Source organism: Planococcus sp. APC 3906 (assembly GCF_030407685.1).
Classification (GTDB): domain Bacteria; phylum Bacillota; class Bacilli; order Bacillales_A; family Planococcaceae; genus Planococcus; species Planococcus koreensis.
The window spans coordinates 40547-60554 of record NZ_JASDCW010000012.1 but is presented as its reverse complement, the minus strand read 5'-3'; the positions used below and the strand labels follow the sequence as shown (position 1 = coordinate 60554).

Annotated in this window: 15 protein-coding genes; 11 read left to right on the top strand and 4 right to left on the bottom strand. The window is 48.2% G+C overall.

The genetic code is table 11. From position 1 onward, the window contains the following. The first annotated feature begins 16 nt into the window (after positions 1 to 16). The 7 genes from QMA09_RS08865 (at position 17) to QMA09_RS08835 (ending at position 11985) form a co-directional block, all read left to right on the top strand. Positions 17 to 643, top strand: coding sequence for a TVP38/TMEM64 family protein (locus tag QMA09_RS08865; RefSeq protein WP_135502322.1), 627 nt, complete (start codon positions 17 to 19; stop codon positions 641 to 643). Positions 644 to 719: 76 nt separating this feature from the next. Then, positions 720 to 4196, top strand: coding sequence for a helicase-exonuclease AddAB subunit AddB (gene addB, locus QMA09_RS08860; protein ID WP_290212827.1), 3477 nt, complete (start codon positions 720 to 722; stop codon positions 4194 to 4196). Further along, on the top strand, positions 4174 to 7782 hold the full coding sequence (gene addA, locus QMA09_RS08855) for a helicase-exonuclease AddAB subunit AddA (protein ID WP_290212826.1): 3609 nt from the start codon (positions 4174 to 4176) through the stop codon (positions 7780 to 7782). Before addB ends, addA begins: the two co-directional genes overlap by 23 nt. Before the next feature lie 10 nt (positions 7783 to 7792). Next, entirely contained in the window at positions 7793 to 8971 is a 1179-nt protein-coding gene (locus QMA09_RS08850) for a DUF418 domain-containing protein (RefSeq protein WP_290212825.1), read from the top strand. A gap of 43 nt (positions 8972 to 9014) precedes the next feature. Next, a complete protein-coding gene (locus QMA09_RS08845) occupies positions 9015 to 9914 on the top strand; it encodes a fumarylacetoacetate hydrolase family protein (protein WP_290212824.1) in 900 nt (299 codons plus the stop codon). 69 nt (positions 9915 to 9983) lie between these two features. Then, the gene (locus QMA09_RS08840; protein WP_135502332.1) at positions 9984 to 10358 is read left to right on the top strand and encodes a YisL family protein; all 375 of its coding nucleotides are present in this window, start codon (positions 9984 to 9986) and stop codon (positions 10356 to 10358) included. Positions 10359 to 10536: 178 nt separating this feature from the next. After that, positions 10537 to 11985: an alpha-amylase family glycosyl hydrolase gene (locus tag QMA09_RS08835; protein ID WP_290212823.1), complete on the top strand. Its 1449-nt coding sequence runs from the start codon at positions 10537 to 10539 to the stop codon at positions 11983 to 11985. Positions 11986 to 12020: 35 nt separating this feature from the next. Here the strand turns inward: QMA09_RS08835 and QMA09_RS08830 are convergent, their stop codons facing one another. From QMA09_RS08830 to QMA09_RS08820, 3 genes are read right to left on the bottom strand one after another with little or no spacing between them, the layout of a single operon-like run. Then, a complete protein-coding gene (locus tag QMA09_RS08830) occupies positions 12021 to 13352 on the bottom strand; it encodes a CoA-disulfide reductase (protein ID WP_290212822.1) in 1332 nt (443 codons plus the stop codon). Positions 13353 to 13365: 13 nt separating this feature from the next. After that, entirely contained in the window at positions 13366 to 14220 is an 855-nt protein-coding gene (locus tag QMA09_RS08825) for a DegV family protein (RefSeq protein ID WP_290212821.1), read from the bottom strand. A 35-nt stretch (positions 14221 to 14255) separates the two neighbouring features. After that, positions 14256 to 15068: a Cof-type HAD-IIB family hydrolase gene (locus tag QMA09_RS08820; RefSeq protein WP_290212819.1), complete on the bottom strand. Its 813-nt coding sequence runs from the start codon at positions 15066 to 15068 to the stop codon at positions 14256 to 14258. 167 nt (positions 15069 to 15235) lie between these two features. Between QMA09_RS08820 and QMA09_RS08815 the strand changes: the two genes are divergently transcribed. The 3 genes from QMA09_RS08815 to QMA09_RS08805 all read left to right on the top strand — a co-directional run bounded on the left by QMA09_RS08815 (position 15236) and on the right by QMA09_RS08805 (position 18654). Then, entirely contained in the window at positions 15236 to 16006 is a 771-nt protein-coding gene (locus QMA09_RS08815) for a prolyl oligopeptidase family serine peptidase (RefSeq protein ID WP_290212818.1), read from the top strand. Between the two features lie 67 nt (positions 16007 to 16073). After that, positions 16074 to 16382, top strand: a complete 309-nt coding sequence (locus tag QMA09_RS08810; protein WP_135502344.1) for a metal-sulfur cluster assembly factor — start codon at positions 16074 to 16076, stop codon at positions 16380 to 16382. 130 nt (positions 16383 to 16512) lie between these two features. Further along, the gene (locus QMA09_RS08805; RefSeq protein ID WP_290212817.1) at positions 16513 to 18654 is read left to right on the top strand and encodes an ATP-dependent Clp protease ATP-binding subunit; all 2142 of its coding nucleotides are present in this window, start codon (positions 16513 to 16515) and stop codon (positions 18652 to 18654) included. 39 nt (positions 18655 to 18693) lie between these two features. On the opposite strand, the gene QMA09_RS08800 is transcribed toward QMA09_RS08805, so the two are convergent. Beyond that, on the bottom strand, positions 18694 to 18879 hold the full coding sequence (locus QMA09_RS08800) for a YjzD family protein (protein ID WP_135502348.1): 186 nt from the start codon (positions 18877 to 18879) through the stop codon (positions 18694 to 18696). Between the two features lie 188 nt (positions 18880 to 19067). On the opposite strand from QMA09_RS08800, the gene QMA09_RS08795 reads away from it, so the two are divergent. Further along, the gene (locus tag QMA09_RS08795) at positions 19068 to 20006 is read left to right on the top strand and encodes a beta-ketoacyl-ACP synthase III (RefSeq protein WP_135502350.1); all 939 of its coding nucleotides are present in this window, start codon (positions 19068 to 19070) and stop codon (positions 20004 to 20006) included. The last annotated feature ends 2 nt before the right edge of the window (positions 20007 to 20008 follow it).

Below are 20008 nucleotides of genomic sequence, written 5' to 3'. Positions count from 1 at the left end.
GCAGAGGATGGGCGTAATGGCTGACTTTTTTTCATTGGAAAATATTATTGAATTAACGCAATCTTATCGGGCATTTGGTCCGCTTATCGGATTTTTACTGCCATTTCTGGAAGCGTTTTTGCCATTTCTGCCGCTCTTCGTATTTGTCTTCGCGAATGCCACAGCGTATGGATTGTGGTTCGGATTTCTGCTGTCATGGCTTGGCACAGTGGTAGGGGCTTACGCCGTCTTCTTGATCGTGCGAAAGTATGGGCAAGCGCGCTTCATGAATTTCATGACGCGCCATGAAAAAGTGCAGAAATTAATCCGCTGGGTGGAGCGCAATGGATTCGGCCCGTTATTCTTGTTATTATGCTTTCCGTTTACACCATCGGCATTGGTCAACTTAGTGGCGGGCCTGTCGAATATCAGCCGGCATTATTATTTATTGACGGTGATGGCCGGCAAATTGGTCATGGTATTCATCATTTCGTTTGTCGGCTATGACATCCGTGCGCTTTTCACGCAGCCGCTGCGGACGGCCATCGTCATTGCAGTTATTGTGATTCTCTATGTGGTCGGAAAGATATTTGAAAAAAGGCTGCATAAAAGGGTGGAAGAAGACTTCAGGCAAGCTGGGGAAAATAATAAAAAACAGGGGTGAGAAGGCTGCGGAAAGTGGCAATCCACCTGTTTTTCTTATATAATAAGAACAAATGTTCCTAAAAAGGAGTGGTTATGTGTCATTGCGAATTGTCTATGGGCGTGCAGGTTCCGGCAAAACCAGGTTCATACAGGAAGAAATTGCTGAAGAATTGAAGCGCAGCAGAGACGGGGATCCTATATTTTTCATCGTTCCGGATCAAATGTCATTCTCTACGGAGTATCGGCTTTCTTCTGCGTACGGCATGAACGGCATGATCCGCGCGCAGGCAGTGACATTCAAGCGCCTGGCATGGCGCGTACTGCAGGAAGTCGGCGGCATCAGCCGCAAGGAAGTGGATGCTTTCGGCTACCGGATGCTGATCCGCAGCCTGCTTGAAGAACACAAAGAAGAGTTCCAACTTTTCCGCAGAGCTGCAGGCAAGCGCGGGTTCACTGATCAGATTGAGCAATTGGTGAAAGAGTTCGCCCGGTATTGTGTCGATTGCGGAGAGCTGTCGACTATCCGCACTTCATTGCAAACTGCCGGTGCTCCGCGAACGCTACTCGACAAAGCAGCAGATTTGGAATTGATCTTAGCTGAAATAGAAAGCCGCCTTGGGAAAGTGTTCGTCGATTCCGAAGGCCATTTGGCGTTATTGGCTGAAAAAATCCGGCATTCAGAACTTGTGAAATCCGCTGATATCTATATCGATGGATTTGTGTCATTCACTGCCCGTGAATACGAGATCATCGTGGAACTGATGAAATACGCAAAAAATGTAACGATTGCCCTGCCGATGGATAATTCTTCTGATGGAAAGGATGAACAGGCGCTTTTCCACCAGTCCGCAAATACGGCGCAGCGGCTGACCGACTTTGCACGGAAAGAAAGCGTAGATGTCGACCATCCGATCCATATGGAAATGCAACGGCGTTTCACGAACCCGGAACTTGCCCATTTAGAGAGGCATTTCGATGATTACCCGCAGCCGGTTTCCGAGTCGCGGAGCCACATCCGTTTAGTGGAAGCATCAAACCGCCGGGCAGAAGTCCACTCAATGGCACGGTCTATCCGGCGCCAAGCGCAGGAAGGGATGCGCTATAACGAGATTGCTGTGCTGTACCGCCAGCCGGAAGTGTATGACGAATTGATCAATACCATTCTTCCGCAATACGATATCCCCTATTTTATCAGCCAAAAGAAAACGATGCTGCACCATCCGCTGATTGAATTCAGCCGTTCGGTACTCGAAGCTGTGCTTTCCAATTATTCATATGAACCTGTTTTCCGGGCGGTCAAGACAGATCTGTTTTTCCCGGAAGCAAGTGTCTTGAAATGGCGCGAGCGAAGCGATCTGCTCGAAAACTTCGTCATCGCCAATGGCATTTTCGGCGATCGCTGGTTTGATGAAAAACGCTGGCTTTTCAAGAAATACCGTGGGCTCGAGATGCATACCGGCATCCAGACCGACGAAGAGCGTGCGGCGCAAGTTGAGCTTCATGCTGTGCGCGATCTCATTCGGGATCCGCTTTCACGCCTGAAGGAAAACTTCAGCAGCTGCCGGACAGGCCGCGATTTTGCAGAGGCGCTTTTTCTGTTCATCGAAGAACAGGACGTTTACAGCAAATTGCAGACACTCAAAGACCGCGAGGAAAGGGAGCACCGTTTATTGGCTGCTGCCGAGCACGAACAGGCATGGAACCAATGGGTGGCAGTGCTCGATCAATTCGTCCTCATGTTCGGCGACCAGGAAATCGGTTTGCCGGCCGCTGCCAAAATTCTGGATGAAGGTTTTGAGACTTTGGAATTTTCACGGATTCCGCCTTCACTGGACCAGGTGACGGTTTCAAAAATGGACTTGGCCCGTTTGATGGACATCAAATCGGTCTTTGTCATCGGCGCGAATGACGGCATATTGCCAAAACGCGTCGAGCAAGAAGGTTTGCTGACGGATACGGACAGGGAATGGTTTGCCAAAATCGGTTTTGAATTGGCTCCGACTTCCAAAAGCCGTTTGATGGATGAGACTTATATGGCTTACCGGACATTTACATCCGCTTCGGATTCGCTTACTGTGTCTTATCCGATTGCAGATGAAGAAGGCAAAGCATTGCTGCCTTCACTTTACATTCAAAAGCTTCAGGATATGTTCGGCATCGCTTTGACGCCGGCTGCCATCGATCCGGCGGAACTGAAAGATGCAGCGCCACTGGACTATATCTCACATCCGCGCGCCACTCTTTCCTATCTGACGTCTCAGCTGCGCGGCGGAAAGTTGGCGGCGGAATGGCGTGCAGTTCTCGCTTATTACCGGGAAGATCCGTTGTGGTCTTCGGTTGTCTCAAGGATTTTGGAGCCGATTAAACCCAACACAGCTGACACGCTGCGCGAGGAAATCGCAGAGCCATTGTACGGCACCACGCTTGCATCAAGCGTCTCAAGGGTGGAAACGTATTTCAGCTGTCCGTTTGCGCAATACGTCTCCTACGGCCTGAGGCTTGAGGAGCGGAGCCAATACAAACTGGCTGCCCCGGCAATGGGAGATCTGTTCCATGCCGCCATCAAATGGATTTCCGATGAAGTTGCAAGGCTGGGCGTTTCTTGGTCTTCGCTGAGCCAGAAGCAATGCAATGAGCTGGCAAAGGCTGCCATCGATCAATTATCACCTTATTTTGTCAATCACATCTTGATGAGTTCCCATCGCTACCGCTATATCCAGCATAAACTTGAAGCCATTATCCGGCAGACCGCATTCATGCTTGGCAAGCATGCGAAAGTGACGGGCTTCAAGCCAGTAGCGATGGATGTCAGTTTTGGCCTGAAAGAATCGATTCCGCCGCTGGAAGTGCCTTTGCACAAGGGGCGGCTCATGAATATCCGAGGACGCATCGATCGCATCGATTCAACGGAAATCCATGACAAGCCGTATATCCGCATCGTCGATTATAAATCATCGAAACAAGGCCTTGAACTGGGCGATGTCTACCACGGGCTGTCGTTGCAGACATTCACTTATCTGGACGTAGCCCTCGACAATTCGGAACGCATTCTTGGCACGCCGGCAGAACCGGCCGGCGTGTTATATTTCCACATGCACAACCCGATGCTGAAACTTTCGAAGCTGATGACAGCCGATGAAATAGAAGAAGAAGTGGCCAAATCATTCAAGATGAATGGGCTGCTTGTTGAAGATCCCGAAGTCATCGAGGCGATGGACAGCGGCATCGACGGCTATTCCAACGTCATTCCGGTGCGCCTGAATAAAAGCGGGGAAATTTCCACATCCCAGTCGAAAACCGTAGTGAAAGAAGATATGCAGGCGATCCGCAGATTTGTCCGCGGCAAACATCAGGCTGCCGGCAACGGCATCCTGGAAGGCGATACTCAAATCACACCCTATAAAGTAAAGGAACAGACACCATGCCAGTTTTGTTCTTATCGGTCTGTCTGCCAGTTCGATCCGGCAGATCCTGACCAGCATTACCGCAAACTGCCTGTTTTGAACACGGACAAGGCAATTGAACTTATTCGAAAGGAGGCTGCAGGCGATGATACCGAACAAACCAACTGATGCCACCTGGACAGACGAACAGTGGCAGGCCATTTGGGCAAAAGGGCAGGACATGCTCGTGTCCGCGGCGGCTGGCTCCGGAAAGACTGCAGTCCTCATCAACCGGATGATTGAAAAAGTGCTGGCGGAAGACGATCCGATTTCCGTCGATGAATTGCTCGTCGTGACATTCACCAACGCATCAGCCGCTGAAATGCGGCACCGCATGCTGCGGGCACTGGAAAAAGCAGTGGCTGAAAATCCGGAATCGAAGCATTTGCGGAAGCAATTGCGCCTTATCAATAAAGCGCAAATTTCGACCTTGCATTCATTCTGCCTGCAAGTGGTGAAGCAATATGCGTACCTGCTTGAAATCGATCCGGGGTTCCGCATCGCCAATGAAACCGAAGCGGCACTCTTGCGCGACGATGTGCTCGAAGCAGTGCTTGAAGAAGCTTATGAAGGTGACGGGGCTGAAGCTGTCTACCGCTTAGCGGATAGTTTTACATCAGACCGCAACGACCAGGCGATGGAAGTTCTGTTGAATAAACTGTATGATTATTCGCGCGTCCATCCTGAACCTGAGCAATGGCTGGACCAAGTGCCGGCACTTTATGCAGTGCCGGAAACTGCGTCGATTGATGATTTGCCATTTATCGGTGATTTGAAAATGGCGATCCGCCATGCTTTTGATGAAGCGCTGCAATTGGCATTTGAAGGCAAAGCGTTGGCACTCGAACCGGAAGGGCCAGAAGTCCTTGCGGGCACATTCGATTTGGATATTGCGGTCATCAAGGCAGCAATTGAAGCACTGGATGAATCGTGGAAAAGCCTGCATGAACTGAGTAAATCCATGGCATGGCCAAAAGCGGCATCCATTAAAAAAGATTCATGCGACCCGAAACTGGCGGAAGAAGCCAAGGCGCGCCGCAACGAAGTGAAAAAACTGGTCAACGGCATATTTGAGTCTTATTTTACCAGGGGACCCAAACGGCTGCTGGAGGAAATGCGTGAAATGGCGCCTTTAATGGAAACATTGACGGCTTTAACGAAGACTTTTGGTTCACGTTATAAAGCGTTGAAGATTGACCGGGCGCTTGTCGATTTTTCGGATTTGGAGCATTACGCGCTGCAGATTTTGAGTGACGGAGGAAATCCTTCGGATATTGCGAAAGATTACCAGCGGCAATTCAAGGAAGTGCTCGTGGATGAATACCAGGATACGAATATGCTGCAGGAAAAAATCCTGTCGCTGGTGAAATCCGGCACAGAAGCAGCCGGCAATTTGTTCATGGTGGGGGACGTCAAGCAGTCGATCTACCGCTTCCGTTTGGCGGAACCGATGCTGTTTCTCGGCAAATATTCACGCTTCACAGCTGAAGCGGAAGGCACCGGCCTGAAAATCGATTTGAACGCCAATTTCAGAAGCCGCAAAGAAATCCTCGATGGCACAAATTATATATTTTCACAGATCATGGGGGAGCGTGTCGGGGAAATCACATACGATGCGTCTGCTGAATTGAAGCATCAAGCCCCGTTCCCGGAAATGGAAGTGCCGCTCGAATTGGCGTTGATCCATGAGCCGGAAACCGAAGAAGAACCGGAAGATGATATGGCGAAGTCGCAATGGGAGGCCCGCTTCATTGCAGGTGAGATCCACAAGCTTATGGAACAAGGGACGCTCGTCTATGATCCATGGAAACAGGATAATCGTCCGCTGGAATACAGCGATATCGTCGTATTGATGAGATCCATGACGTGGTCGGGCGATTTTTCGGATGAGTTCAAGGCGGCAGGCATTCCGCTATATGCAGAACTCACCGGCGGCTATTTTGATGCACTGGAAGTCATGATCATGCTAAATACATTACGTGTCATCGATAACCCATACCAGGATATCCCGCTGGCCTCGGTGCTGCGTGCGCCATTCATCGGCATGAAAGAAAACGAGTTGGCGGAAATTCGCCTGGCTGCACCAAACGCCTCGTTCTATGAAGCGATGAAGACCTTTATCCGGAGCGGCAGCGGCATCGATCCGGCTGCAGCGGAAAAACTTCAGCGCTTTACTTACCAGCTGGAGGATTGGCGCAATCTGGCGCGCAGAGGCTCTCTTGCTGAATTGATTTGGCAGGTATACTTGGACACGAATTATTACGAAATGGCCGGGGCCATGTCGAATGGCAAGCAGCGCCAAGCGAATTTGCGTGCGCTGCATGACCGGGCATTGGAATACGAAAAAACCTCATTCCGAGGGTTGTTCCGCTTTTTGCGCTTTATTGACCGGATGCGTGAACGCGGAGATGATTTGGGAACTGCCAAATCATTGAGTGAAAAAGAGAATGTCGTGCGGTTGATGACCGTCCATAAATCGAAAGGCCTGGAATTTCCAGTGGTCTTTTTTGCCGGTACGGGACGTGCGTTCAATGAAATGGATTTTCGGAAGTCTTATTTATTTGACCAGGATTATGGGTTAGCGGTAAAAGCCATCAACCCCGATACCCGGTTGGAATATACGTCTTTGCCATTTTTAGCGGTCAAAGAAATGAAGCAGCTGCAGATGAAAGCGGAAGAAATGCGGGTTTTGTACGTCGCGATGACACGAGCCAAAGAACGGCTGTATATGACGGCTTCAGTTAAAGACATTGACCGGCTGCTTGGAAAATGGAAGGTCAACTCACCGCAGATTTTGATGCCTGATTTCCTGCGTTCACGCGCAAAAACGTATCTCGATTGGATCGGGCCGGCATTGTCGCGCCATCCGGATGCGGCCGAAATCTTCGGCACTGGCGGCCAGCAATTGCCGCACCATTCCCGTTTCCATGTCAGCATCATCGAATCCACTTCGTTGCTGCCAGCAGTACTGGATGTCGAAGAATTGCTGCATGCCGAAACAGGGGATGCCGATTACACGGATGAAGTTTTGCATCGTTTCGATTTCCGCTATCCGCATCAGCAAGCGGTCGAGAAAAGGTCGAAGCAGTCTGTCTCAGAGATGAAGCGCCTGCAAATGCTGCAGCGGCTGGATGAACCAGAATCATTTATCAGTGCAGCTGGTGGCACGCCTAAGCGCGCATTGGCCCACCGTCCGGACTTCATGCAGGAAAAACGCATGTCGGCTGCAGATGTCGGCACTGCCGTCCATGCTGTTATGCAGCATATTCCACTCCACAAAAAAATGTCTGTGCCTGAAATCCAGGAATTCATAAAAGAGCTGGTAGGCAAGGAGATATTGTCTGAGGACGAAGGAAAAGCTGTCCGCGCCAGCAGCATCAGCAAATTTTACAGCAGTGAGTTATACGGCCGCTTGTCAAGGGCCAAAAATATCAAACGCGAAGTTCCCTTTACCTATGCGAAAAAAGACCAGGATGGCGACCACCAAATCATCCAAGGGATTATAGACTGCCTTTTTGAAGAAGAGGAAGGCTGGGTTCTGCTGGATTATAAAACGGATAGTGTCATGGGCATCGCGGAAATCGGAAAGGAAATGGCATCGCGCTACGGTGTGCAATTAGCCGTTTACCAGGAAGCGGCAGAGGCTATCTTGCAAATCCGCATCCAAGAGCGCCTTTTGTATTTGTTCGCGGCTGACCGTATAGAGAAGATTTAGGGGGATTGAAGTGAAAATACAACCTGTGGCTACAAACGAACGCATCGAGGCATTGGACTTGATGAGAGGCTTTGCGCTTCTTGGAATCCTGTTGATCAATATGCCTGCGTTCCACTCACCATTTTCATATATTGATCCTTATAGCTGGTTTGACGGCGAATGGGATACAGAAGTATTCACTTTTCTGGATATATTTGTGCAAGCAAGTTTTTATCCGTTATTTTCTATGTTATTCGGGTATGGTTTAGCAATGCAGTTCGTTAAAGCACAGAAGAGCGGGCGGAGATTCGCGCCGCTGGCGGTGAAACGGCTGGCTTTCCTGCTGCTGATCGGCATTGTGCATGCGTTTTTAATTTGGTACGGGGATATACTGATCACTTATGCTGTGTCAGGAATCTTGCTGATAGGCATGCTTCGGCTGCCTCCGGCATGGCTATTGGGATTTGCAGCGTTGCTGTATGCCATCCCGCAGTTTTTCATGACTGTGTTGATGTTCATCGCGGTGTCGGTGGATCCGAATTTCTACACGGGCATGCAAGAAGTCCAAAATTCGCTGTCGGCTTATCCGAAGGGCTCATTCGCGGAGATTTTCCGCCAGCGGTTGGATGATTGGCTGAACGGAAATAACCCATCGACTTATCTGTTGCTGCTGGTGATGATTCTTCCTCATATGATGCTCGGAGCGGCTGCTGCTAAATGGCGGCTTGTCGAACGGGCATCAAAGCTGAAGGGCATATGGACAGCGCTGGCTGTTGCAGGATTGGGGTTAGGTCTTCTGTTAAAATCCACGCCGTTTATTTTTGAAAAAAACTATGCGTTCATGTATATCCAGGATTCCCTGGGGGGACCGTTAGTTTCAATCGGCTATGCTGCGGCAATCGTTCTGCTGTCGCGCTTCGAAGGCTTCCGCAAACTATTCCACCCGCTTGCCAATGCGGGGCGCATGTCGATGACCATTTACATCATGCAATCATTGATTGCGACATTCATCTTCTATTCTTATGGATTCGGGCTTTACGGCCAGGTGGACATAGCGGTCGGCACATTGATTGCATTAGGGATTTTTACGGTCCAGCTTATTTTTGCAGAAATATGGTTTTCTAAATTTTCACAAGGACCACTTGAGTTTGTATGGAAAAAAGCGACTTACGGACGAAATTTCGAAAAAAGCAACAATTCAAAACAATGAATGTGTATAATGAATGGAATCATAGAAAAGGAGTGTTTGAAGTATGAAGCTGTTATCTTTTCGATTTGAAGGGGAAGAACGTTTTGGACCGAAAGTTAAGAAAGAAGAAGCTGTATGGGATGTATTAGCAATTCAGCAAGAGCTGGAAGTGTTGCCTTCTTTTCCACAAAAGCTTGTTGAAGGGGTTTCCGAGGGAATGGAATTTGTTGAACAAATGCGGAAACTGATTGAAGCAGCTGGAAAATCTGAACATCCTGAGCAATTCAAACTCTCTTTTTCAGATATCGAATGGCTAGCGCCAATTACACGAACACCTAAAAATATTATCTGCGTCGGCAAGAATTACGCGGACCACGCGAAGGAAATGGGTGCAGAAGCACCTGTGGAAATGGTGGTCTTCACTAAAACACCAAGCACCATTGTTGGAGACGAAGCCACGGTTTCAGTTCACAGCGACCTAACAGAAGCTTATGATTATGAAGGCGAATTGGCTATTGTTGTCGGTAAGGCAGGCAAAAAAATTCCAAAGCAAATGGCTTACGATTATGTCTTCGGATATACGATCGCCAATGATTTGACGGCACGCGATCTGCAAACGAAACACCAACAGTATTTCTTAGGAAAAAGCCTTGAAGGTTCTTGTCCGATGGGACCATATCTCGTCACCAAAGATGAGATTCCGCAATCACAGAACCTTTCCGTCGTCACTAAAGTAAATGATGAAGTACGCCAGAATGGCAATACGGAAAATATGATCCGCCGTGTTGATGACATCATTTCGGAAGTGTCGAAATACATCGCGTTGGAACCAGGGGATGTGATTTTGACAGGAACACCTGCAGGAGTGGGCAAAGGGTTTAACCCGCCAAAATACCTGAAGGCTGGGGACACCGTGAAAGTATCAATCGAATCGATCGGCACACTCGTCACACATTTGTCATAACGGCAAACATGTCTTTTAGGTGCAGAGTTATGCTAAACTGAAAAAGACTATTTTAGAAGAGGTGACGATTTGGCTTTTTTAACTGATACTACACATTTGCACATTACGACTTGGGTCATCGGGATTGTCCTGTTTTTAGTGGCTGCATTCATGGCCAAAGAAAGCAAAGGACGCAAAATTACACACATGGTCCTTCGCTTGTTCTACATTCTGATTGTGATTTCTGGATTGACTTTGTTCGTCGAGCATTCTTCTTATGATGCAATGTTATACGGCATGAAGTTCCTGTTCGGAATTTTGACAATCGGCATGATGGAAATGGTGCTGGTCCGCTCGAAAAAACAAAAACCGGTCACTTTATTCTGGGCATTGTTCGCAGTATTCTTATTTGTAACAATGTTCCTAGGCTTCAAATTGCCAGTGGGCATTAATTTTCTGGCATGACCTTTAAAGAAACAGGCGCATTTCGCGCCTGTTTTTTTATGTTGAAATTCACAGTTTAGACGAAACTGCCGGACAACTGTCGGTTATTTGCATTTTCTTCAACAGGGAACTGTGAATTTTTGATAAAATAGACCGAGTGAAACGGATTAAATGAGCCTCATTGAGGGAGGATATTGGATTGAAAGCAAAATGGCTAGTAAGCGTGCTGATCGGAGCACTGGTGTTAAGTCCGATCGAACCCGCTGCAGCGGCAGAAGAACGGTCGATTGAAGACGAAATCATCTACGATGTATTGGTTGACCGATATTTCAATAAAAAAATCGACAATGATTTTGAAGTGAGCGCACAAGATCCAGCGGCATTCAGCGGCGGGGATTTTGCCGGGCTGTCAGATCAAATGATGCACATTAAAGACATGGGCTTCACGATGATGTCGATTGGCTCCGTTTTTGCCACTTCTACATATGACGGCAAAACTGTGTTGGATTATAGCCAGTTGGAGCGCCATTTCGGAACTGAAGAAGAACTTCAGGCCCTTATTGAGCAAAGCCATAAGGAAGACATGAAAGTCATGGTGGACATTCCGACGCAAAGCTTGAGCGCAGATCACGCTTGGGCGGCTGAAAACCCGGAATGGTTTACTAAGAACGAAGATGGTACATTAGCGCTTGATACATCGAATGCGGAAGTCCAAAAGCAATTGGTGGTCGCTATCGGTGATTTCATCAAGAAATATGAAGTTGACGGGTTGCGTTTGGTGGAAACGGATAAGGTCGATGCTGAGTTTATCGAAATCTTTTCCAGCGAAATGAAAAATATTCGGGACATCTACCTCATCAATGACCAGGAAAGTGAAGGGATAGATGGCATGGACGCAGTTGTCTTGCCTGATGCGGAAGAAGTGCTCAGAAACAGCTATAAGAACTTCGACCAAGATTCTTCCGGCCTTCCGGAACTTATCGAGGAAAGCTCAGGAGACCTGGTCCGCGTCGATTCGCTGCTCGGTTCCCGGTTTACTGCCGACGCCGTTGCAGAAAGAGGATTTCCGCCGACGCGCTGGCGCCTGATTATGACCCAGCTTCTGACGATGCCAGGGATACCCGTCGTTCAATACGGTTCGGAAACAGCGATGAACGGCAGTGAGCTGCCTGAGTCGCATCAGATTATGGATTTGGCAGTGGAAGAAGAGTTGATTGACCACATCACGAATTTGAATTCGCTGCGAAACTCGTCTGAGGCAATGCGCACAGGCGAAACCGAAGTGCTTCATGAAGAAGACGGCTGGATAGTCTATAAGCGCTTCAATGAAGAGGAAATGTGGATCGTTGCAATCAACAACTCATCGTCGACGAAAAGCATCAGCATCCCTGCATCAGAAATCGGCAGCGATAAAGAAATGCGCGGATTGTTTGAAAGCGATGTGGTGCGCCAGGAAAGCAATGGCGATTACCGCATCACACTTGACCGTGAAATTGCCGATACGTTCCACGTGACAGAAGAAAGAGGACTGAATACCGCTTATCTGGCTGCCCTTGCTGTCCTTTATGTATTGTTCATGTTTTTCATCTGGCTCGTCTGGAGAAAAGGAAAACAACGCAAAGCTGACGGAGCAGTGAAAAATAAATAAGAAAAACCGGTCCTTTTTTCCAGGACCGGTTTTTCTTATTTAACCGCTTTATAGCCGACCATATTGATCGGGTCTTTAGGTGAAGAATACGGCGGGGCGTAGCAAAGCTCCAGCGCCTGCAAATCTTCTACAGTCAGGCCAGCGAACATGGCGGTGACGATGACATCGATCCGTTTGTCGACGCCTTTTCCGCCGAAACATTGAGCACCCAAAATTTTGCGGGTCTCGGGATGGTAATGCACTTTCAACGTTAATCTCGAGTGGTCGGGATAATAGCCGGCGTTTGAATTGCCTTTATGGACGACGGTTTCGTAGGAAAGTCCGCTTTCCTGGATCATCGTTTCGCTTAATCCGGTCATGGCGATAGTCTTCGAGAAGACTTTGGCAATGGAAGTGCCGAGCAAGCCGTTTTTAGGTATGGCGCTGCCGATCAAATGGCGAGCGATCAGGTAGGCTTGGCGATGGGCCGGCCACGCAAGCGGGATCCGCTTAGGAGCCCCTGTTACAAGATCGGCATTTTCTGACGAATCGCCTAAAGCGTAAATACTCGGATCGGCTGTTTGCATGAAATCGTTTGTTACGATGCCGCCTGTTTCGCCGATGGGCAGCCCAGCTTTTTCAGCCAGTTCCGTATTGGGCTTGATGCCTACACTCATGATTTGGAAATCAGCTTCAATTGTATCGCCATTCGATAATGTGAGCGCGCTCCCATCAACTTTCTCTACGAATACGCCTGTTCTGACATTTACGCCATTCGCTTGCAGCTCTGTTTTGACCAAAGCGGACATGTCTTCGTCAAGGATCGACATGACGTGCGGCGATTTATGGACCAGGTTCACATCAATGCCAAGCTCTTTCAAGTTCTCAGCCATTTCGATGCCAATAAACCCGGCACCTGAAATGCAGCAGCTTTGAGGCTTGCGTTCATTGATGAATTGTTTGATTTTCTCCATATCACCATAACTCCGGAGTACAAATACTTCGGCGGATGACAGTCCCTTGATGTCAGGTACAATTGCGGACCCGCCGGTTGCCAAGATCAGCACATCATAAGTTTCATCAAATGTTTCACCAGAGGCCATGTTTTTTATCGTTACAGCCTTTTCACTGCGTTTGATTTCCAAGGCTTCGTGCTTTAGGAGGACTTGAATATCACGCTTTTCTTTAAAAGATGAAGGGTCTGCCATCAGCAAAGACTCAGGATTCTCAATTGCTTCGCCAATTGCGTAAGGCGTGCCGCAAGCAGCATAGCTCATTGTCGAATCCCGGTCGAACACCGTAATAGCGGATTCTTTATCATAAAACCGGATTTGCGCCGCAACTGTTGCGCCGCCGCCGACCGCCCCAATGATTACAATCTTCCTCATTTGTGTGTTCACCTCAGGCTTTCACTTGGCTTAAGAAAAATACAGCGAGCGTTCCCGGGCCTGTATGTGCTGCGATGACAGAACCGATCAAATAAATTTCCACATTTTTTGGCTGCAGCTGTTCTTCAATTTCATGCTTCAGCATAAGTGCATACTCGATATCGTCGCCGTGGCTGATTGCAATCGTCTGTTCCTTCCAATCAGAGCCGCGTTCCTTCATCAATTCTACAATGCGTTTCAGGACTTTTTTTCGGCCGCGCAATTTTTCGATCGGCACCAATTTACCGTCTTCGACATGAAGCAGAGGTTTGATGTTCAATAGCCCGCCGACAAAAGCGCTGCCTTTTGAAATACGTCCGCCTTTCGCCATATAATCCAGGTCTTCAACCGTGAACAGGCTTTCGAGATGGGCAACCATAAAATTCACGGTTTCGATGATAGCGGTGCGCGTCTGGCCTTCAGAGCGGAGGCGTGCCGCTTCTTTGACGATCATTCCGTAGCCCAGTGAGGCAGCTTTCGAATCGATGATTATCAAGTCCAGATCGGGATGCTCTTCGCGGACCTGGTCAGCGACCATGACGGCTGTATTGTATGTACCCGACAGTTCAGAAGAGAAGGCGATATAAAGCCCTTCTTCGCCATCTTTCGCCAACTTTTCAAACGTGTTCATCATTTCTTCAGGAGAAGCTTGCGACGTTTTCGGGTGGATGTCTGAACGGATTGCATCGTAAACGGTTTTGGAATGGATGGTGCGGATGTCTTCATATTCCGCAGTGCCTATATGGACGCGCAATGGAAAGTATTCCACGTTTTCATCTACAAAAAACTGTTTCGGCAAATCAGAAGCGCTGTCAGCAAATAATTTCATGATAATCCTCCTTTTTAATTTGGACCTCTAACCAATTATTTATTTAGTTTCAAACGGTCAATCAGCAGTTCAGCGATGCCGTCATCGTTATTCGTCAATGTGATTTCATTGGCAATATTTTTTAATGGGCCGATGGCGTTGCCCATTGCAACTCCAACTCCAGCATAATCGATCATTTCAAGATCATTGTCTTCATCTCCGAACGCAATGATGTTTTCTTTTGCGATGCCGAGTGATTTGGAGACGCGGTCAATTCCGACCGCTTTGTTCAAGCCGCTTTTGACGATTTCGATAACGTGCCACGGAGCACCCCAACGGCGATGGTCGATGACTTCCGCGTGGACTGAGTTCAGATGTTCATGGATCAATTCCACTTTTTCATAAGGTGCGTGAATCAGCAGCGAAGTCGGGTCTACCCGCAGGTAATTCCGCAAATCGCCCGTCGTGATGCTAGGGTCTCCCATACTGAAGATGTCCATCAATTTTTCGTCGTGGTGATGGACATAGACGTCGTCCAATACTTCCGCAATGATGTTATGGAAGTTGAAGTCATGCATTGACTCGACGACTTCATGGACGACATCCAGTGAAATCGGCGTATGGTGCGTTCCCCAGTTATTATTCATAGGATGATGCACAAAAGCGCCATTGAAATTGACAATCGGCGTCTGCAGGCTTAGCTCTTTATAATAAGGTTCACTCGAACGGTAAGGGCGGCCAGTGGCAATCATAACTTGATGCCCCGCCTCAATTGCTTGGAATAAGGTTTGCTTGGTCTTAGGTGAAATGACTTTTTGGTCGGTCAATAGCGTTCCGTCCAAGTCCAATACAATCAGGTGCTGTTTCATGGTATCCGTCTCCTTTCTCTCTATTATATAGTGTAGCGATAAGGGAACTGTTTCGTCAAAGAAACTTGACGGCTGACCAAGCGTTTCTGGAAAATTTTTAGGCGGCTGCGGAATGCTTGCCGGTGTTTCGGAACATTGATAGGATTAAATAGAAGGAAGTGAGATCGATGCTAGTAGAGAGAGAAAATTGGAAAGGCATACCACTGCTGCATGTGGTGCCGGATGACAAAATCGACGAACGGCTGCCAACCGTGGTATTTTTTCACGGGCATATGAGCGCTAAAGAGCACAATCTGCATTATGCCTATCAATTGGCTGAAAAAGGTTTCCGTGTGCTTTTGCCGGATGCACATCTCCACGGTGAACGGGAAGAAGGGCTCGATAGGATTCAGATGAGCCTGCGGTTTTGGGAAGTGGTGCTGACGTCGATCGAAGAACTGGAGATTTTGAACAATGAATTACATAGAAAGCAATTGGCCGCGGGCGAGATTGGCGTCGGCGGAACTTCCATGGGAGGCATCACGACACTTGGTGCACTTACCGTTTATCCTTGGATTAAAACTTCTGCTGTCATGATGGGAGCCGCTAACTATGTCCAATTGGCGAAAGCGCAGATGCAGCAATTTGAATCAAAAGGATTCAAGCTGCCCATTACACAAGAAGAGCGGCACAAAATGCTGCAAACGCTCGAGCATTTCGATGCGACAAAGAACAAATCGATTTTCAATAGCCGTCCGGTGTTTTTCTGGCATGGCGAACAAGACACTACCGTGCCATTTTCACCGATATTCAGCTTTTACAAAGCATTAACGGAAGATTATGCGGAAGTTCCTGAACGCCTCTATTTTATGCGAGACAAAGAAGCAGGGCATGCTGTCAGTCGAAGTGGGATGCTGGCGGCGACTGACTGGCTGGCGAGGCATACGGCAACGCAATAAGCAGGGGAATTTGAATTGCACGGAAACTTTGATAAGATAGAAAGAGCAGAAGAAGGAGGGGCTTTAAATGGATCAAGATATGAGAGACAGTATGATGGGCGCTTTGGAACAAGTTATCGACCCGGAATTGGGTGTCGATATTGTCAACCTTGGCTTAGTCTATGACGTGGATATGTCAGAAGACGGTTTTGCTGTTGTAACAATGACATTGACTTCAATGGGTTGCCCGATGGGTCCCCAGATAGTCGATATGGTGAAAAGAGCATTATACGAACTGCCTGAAATTGAAGAAGTCGATGTGAAAATCGTCTGGCAGCCGGTATGGGGCAAAGAGAATATGTCGCGCTACGCTAAAATGGCGCTAGGCATCCGCTAAAGCGGATGGGCTTTCCGGAAATCTATTTTCCGGAAGGCTTTTTTTATGGCTTAATCGTTTGCTTTTAAAGGGCAGATTTCATATAATTGAATTAGTCAAGAAAGGTCAAACTTTTAAAGGAGTGAGCAGCATGACCCAATTCCAAAACCAGAACCAAGAACAGCAGTCGCCGCTAGAACAATATGGACGCAATATGGTGGAGCAGGCGAAATCCGGTAAAATGGATCCGGTTATCGGCCGGGACCAGGAAATCCGCAATGTCATCCGTATTTTATCGCGGAAAACGAAAAATAACCCTGTGTTGATCGGCGAGCCGGGCGTCGGTAAAACCGCAATTGTCGAAGGCTTGGCACAGCGCATCGTCCGCAATGATGTACCGGAAGGGCTGAAGGACCGCGTCATCTATGAGTTGGATATGAGCGCATTGATTGCCGGCGCAAAGTACCGCGGGGAATTCGAAGAACGCTTGAAAAGCGTTTTGAAACAAGTGAAGGACAGTGCGGGCCAAATCATTTTGTTCATTGATGAAATCCACACGATTGTCGGCGCCGGCAAAACGGAAGGTGCAATGGACGCCGGCAATATGCTTAAGCCGATGCTTGCACGCGGTGAGTTGTATTGCATCGGGGCGACAACGCTGGATGAATACCGCATGCACATCGAAAAAGATCCGGCACTCGAACGGCGCTTCCAGCAAGTGATGGTGCGCGAACCGTCTGTTGAAGATACCGTATCCATTTTGCGCGGCTTGAAAGAACGATTTGAATTGCACCACGCCGTGCGCATCCATGACCGGGCGATTGTAGCGGCCGCAGCCATGTCGGACCGTTACATCACGGAACGTTTTTTGCCGGATAAAGCGATCGACTTGATCGATGAAGCTTGCGCGATGATCCGTACAGAAATCGATTCAATGCCGCAGGAGCTCGACGAAGTGACGCGCAAGCTCATGCAGCTTGAAATTGAAGAGCAGGCGTTGATGAAAGAAAAAGACACGGCCAGCAAAACGCGTCTGGAGACGCTCCGCAAACAGATTGCCGAGCTGAAAGAATCTTCCGCTGGCATGAAGCAGCAATGGACTTCTGAAAAAGAAGCGCTGAAGAAAATCCAGGAAAAACGCGAGAAGCTGGACCAATATAGAAGACAGCTTGAAGAAGCTGAAAACCGCTACGATTTGAATGCGGCCGCAGTGCTTCGCCACGGCAAGATTCCAGAACTTGAGAAAGAACTGTCTGCTTTGGAAGCGGGCCTTGAGGCAGAAGGATCGGAACGGCTGTTGCGGGAAGAAGTGACGGAAGAAGAAATTGCCGGAATCGTAGCCCGCTGGACGGGAATTCCGGTGACGAAATTGGTCGAAGGGGAACGGGACAAACTGCTGCGCCTCGGAGATACATTGAAAGAACGTGTCATCGGCCAAGACCGCGCAGTGGAATTGGTGACCGAAGCTGTATGGCGTGCGCGCGCCGGCATCAAAGACGTGCAAAAACCGATCGGTTCGTTCATCTTCCTAGGGCCGACAGGGGTCGGGAAGACGGAACTTGCTAAAGCATTAGCTGCCAACCTATTCGATTCGGAAGACCATTTCATCCGCATTGATATGTCGGAGTATATGGAAAAACACAGTGTGTCCCGCTTGGTTGGAGCACCTCCTGGATATATCGGCTATGAAGAAGGCGGCCAATTGACAGAAGCGGTGCGGCGCAATCCGTATTCGGTCGTGCTGCTGGATGAAATTGAAAAAGCGCATCCGGATGTCGCCAATATCCTGCTTCAGATTCTGGATGACGGCCGGATCACGGACAGCCAAGGGCGGCTCGTGAACTTCTCCAATACCGTAGTTATCATGACTTCAAATATCGGATCGGCGTTTATCGGCCAGGAAACGAAAGAGCATTCGCTGGATGACATCATCATGGCGGAGCTCCGCAAGCACTTCAAGCCGGAACTTTTAAACCGCATTGATGACATCGTCATTTTCCATGCCTTGGATAATAGCCATTTCTATGGCATTGCCAAGAAAATGCTGGCTGAACTCGGAGCACGCTTGGCTCAGCAGCAATTGACATTGGATGTCGATGAATCAGTCATTCACTATGTAGTTGAAGCGGGAACTGATCCGGTTTTCGGAGCACGTCCGCTGAAACGCTTTATTCAGCGTGAAATTGAAACCAATATCGCACGTGAGCTGATCAAAGGAGATATCCAACCGAACTCTACTTTGCAGCTGACGATGCAAGACAATCGTTTGGCCATCATTAAAAAAGAAGCGTAAACCGGAATTCCGGTTTACGCTTCTTTTTTTGTATTATTATTAATGTTTTTCAGGTGCAGGACCGTCCGGGATCAATGAAGACAGGACGAATATCAGTACTGATACAGCTACAGAAATATAGACACCCACCATAAAGTCGAATGGAACGTTCTGCACTGCGCTTACTACGTAATTCAATAACGAAATCAACAAGAAAGACCAAAAGAATGTACCTAGAAATTGCATCAATTTTCACCTCAACATAGAAATATCTGTGTTAATCATATCATACCGGTTCGCAGACAGAAAGAAAGTTTCTGATTTTCAAAGATTATTTGTCCGAAATTTGTCAGTGAGTTGAAATAAAAGGGGAAATGACGTATTATTATTACCAGGTACTAATAATTGATGTTAATTGAAATGAGGGACCAATCATGAATGCAGGGATAATCGGCATAGGCAGATGTTTGCCAGAAGATATACTGACGAATACGGATTTGGAAAAACGCATGGATACATCAGATGAATGGATTCGCACAATGACTGGCATCGAAGAGCGCAGAATTGCAAAAGATGACCAGGATACATCTCATATGGCAATAGAAGCTGCAAATCAGGCAATTAAGAACGCGGGTATTGATCCAGCTGAAATCGGAATGATTCTGGTTGCTACTGTAACCCCTGACCAGCCGTTCCCATCGGTAGCTTGCATGATCCAACAGGAAATCGGCGCGAAACACGCAGCGGCAATGGACGTTTCTGCAGCCTGCGCGGGATTCATGTATGGCGCAATCACAGCAAAGCAGTTTATCGAGTCTGACACTTATAAATATGTTCTAGTTGTCGGCGTCGAAAAACTATCGAAGATCACCGATTGGGACAACCGCAATACCGCTGTGCTGTTCGGCGACGGAGCCGGAGCGGTCGTCATGGGCAAAGTTTCAGAAGGGCGGGGCATCCTGTCATTTGAACTTGGAGCTGACGGCACCGGCGGCAAGCATCTTTTCCAAGATGAGAACGACCATCTGGTGATGAACGGCCGTGAAGTATTCAAATTCGCAGTACGCCAAATGGGCGAATCTGCAGTCAATGTCATTGAAAAAGCAGGGCTGACAAAGGAAGATGTGAATTTCCTTGTTCCGCATCAGGCGAATATCCGGATCATGGAAGCTTCACGTACCCGCCTGGATCTGCCGATTGAGAAAATGTCGAAGACCATCCACAAATATGGCAATACGTCAGCAGCGTCCATTCCAATTTCTTTGGTTGAAGATGTGGAAGAAGGCCGGATCAAAGATGGCGATGTTGTCGTTATGGTCGGTTTCGGCGGCGGTTTGACATGGGGCGCGATAGCAATGCGATGGGGCAAATAAAA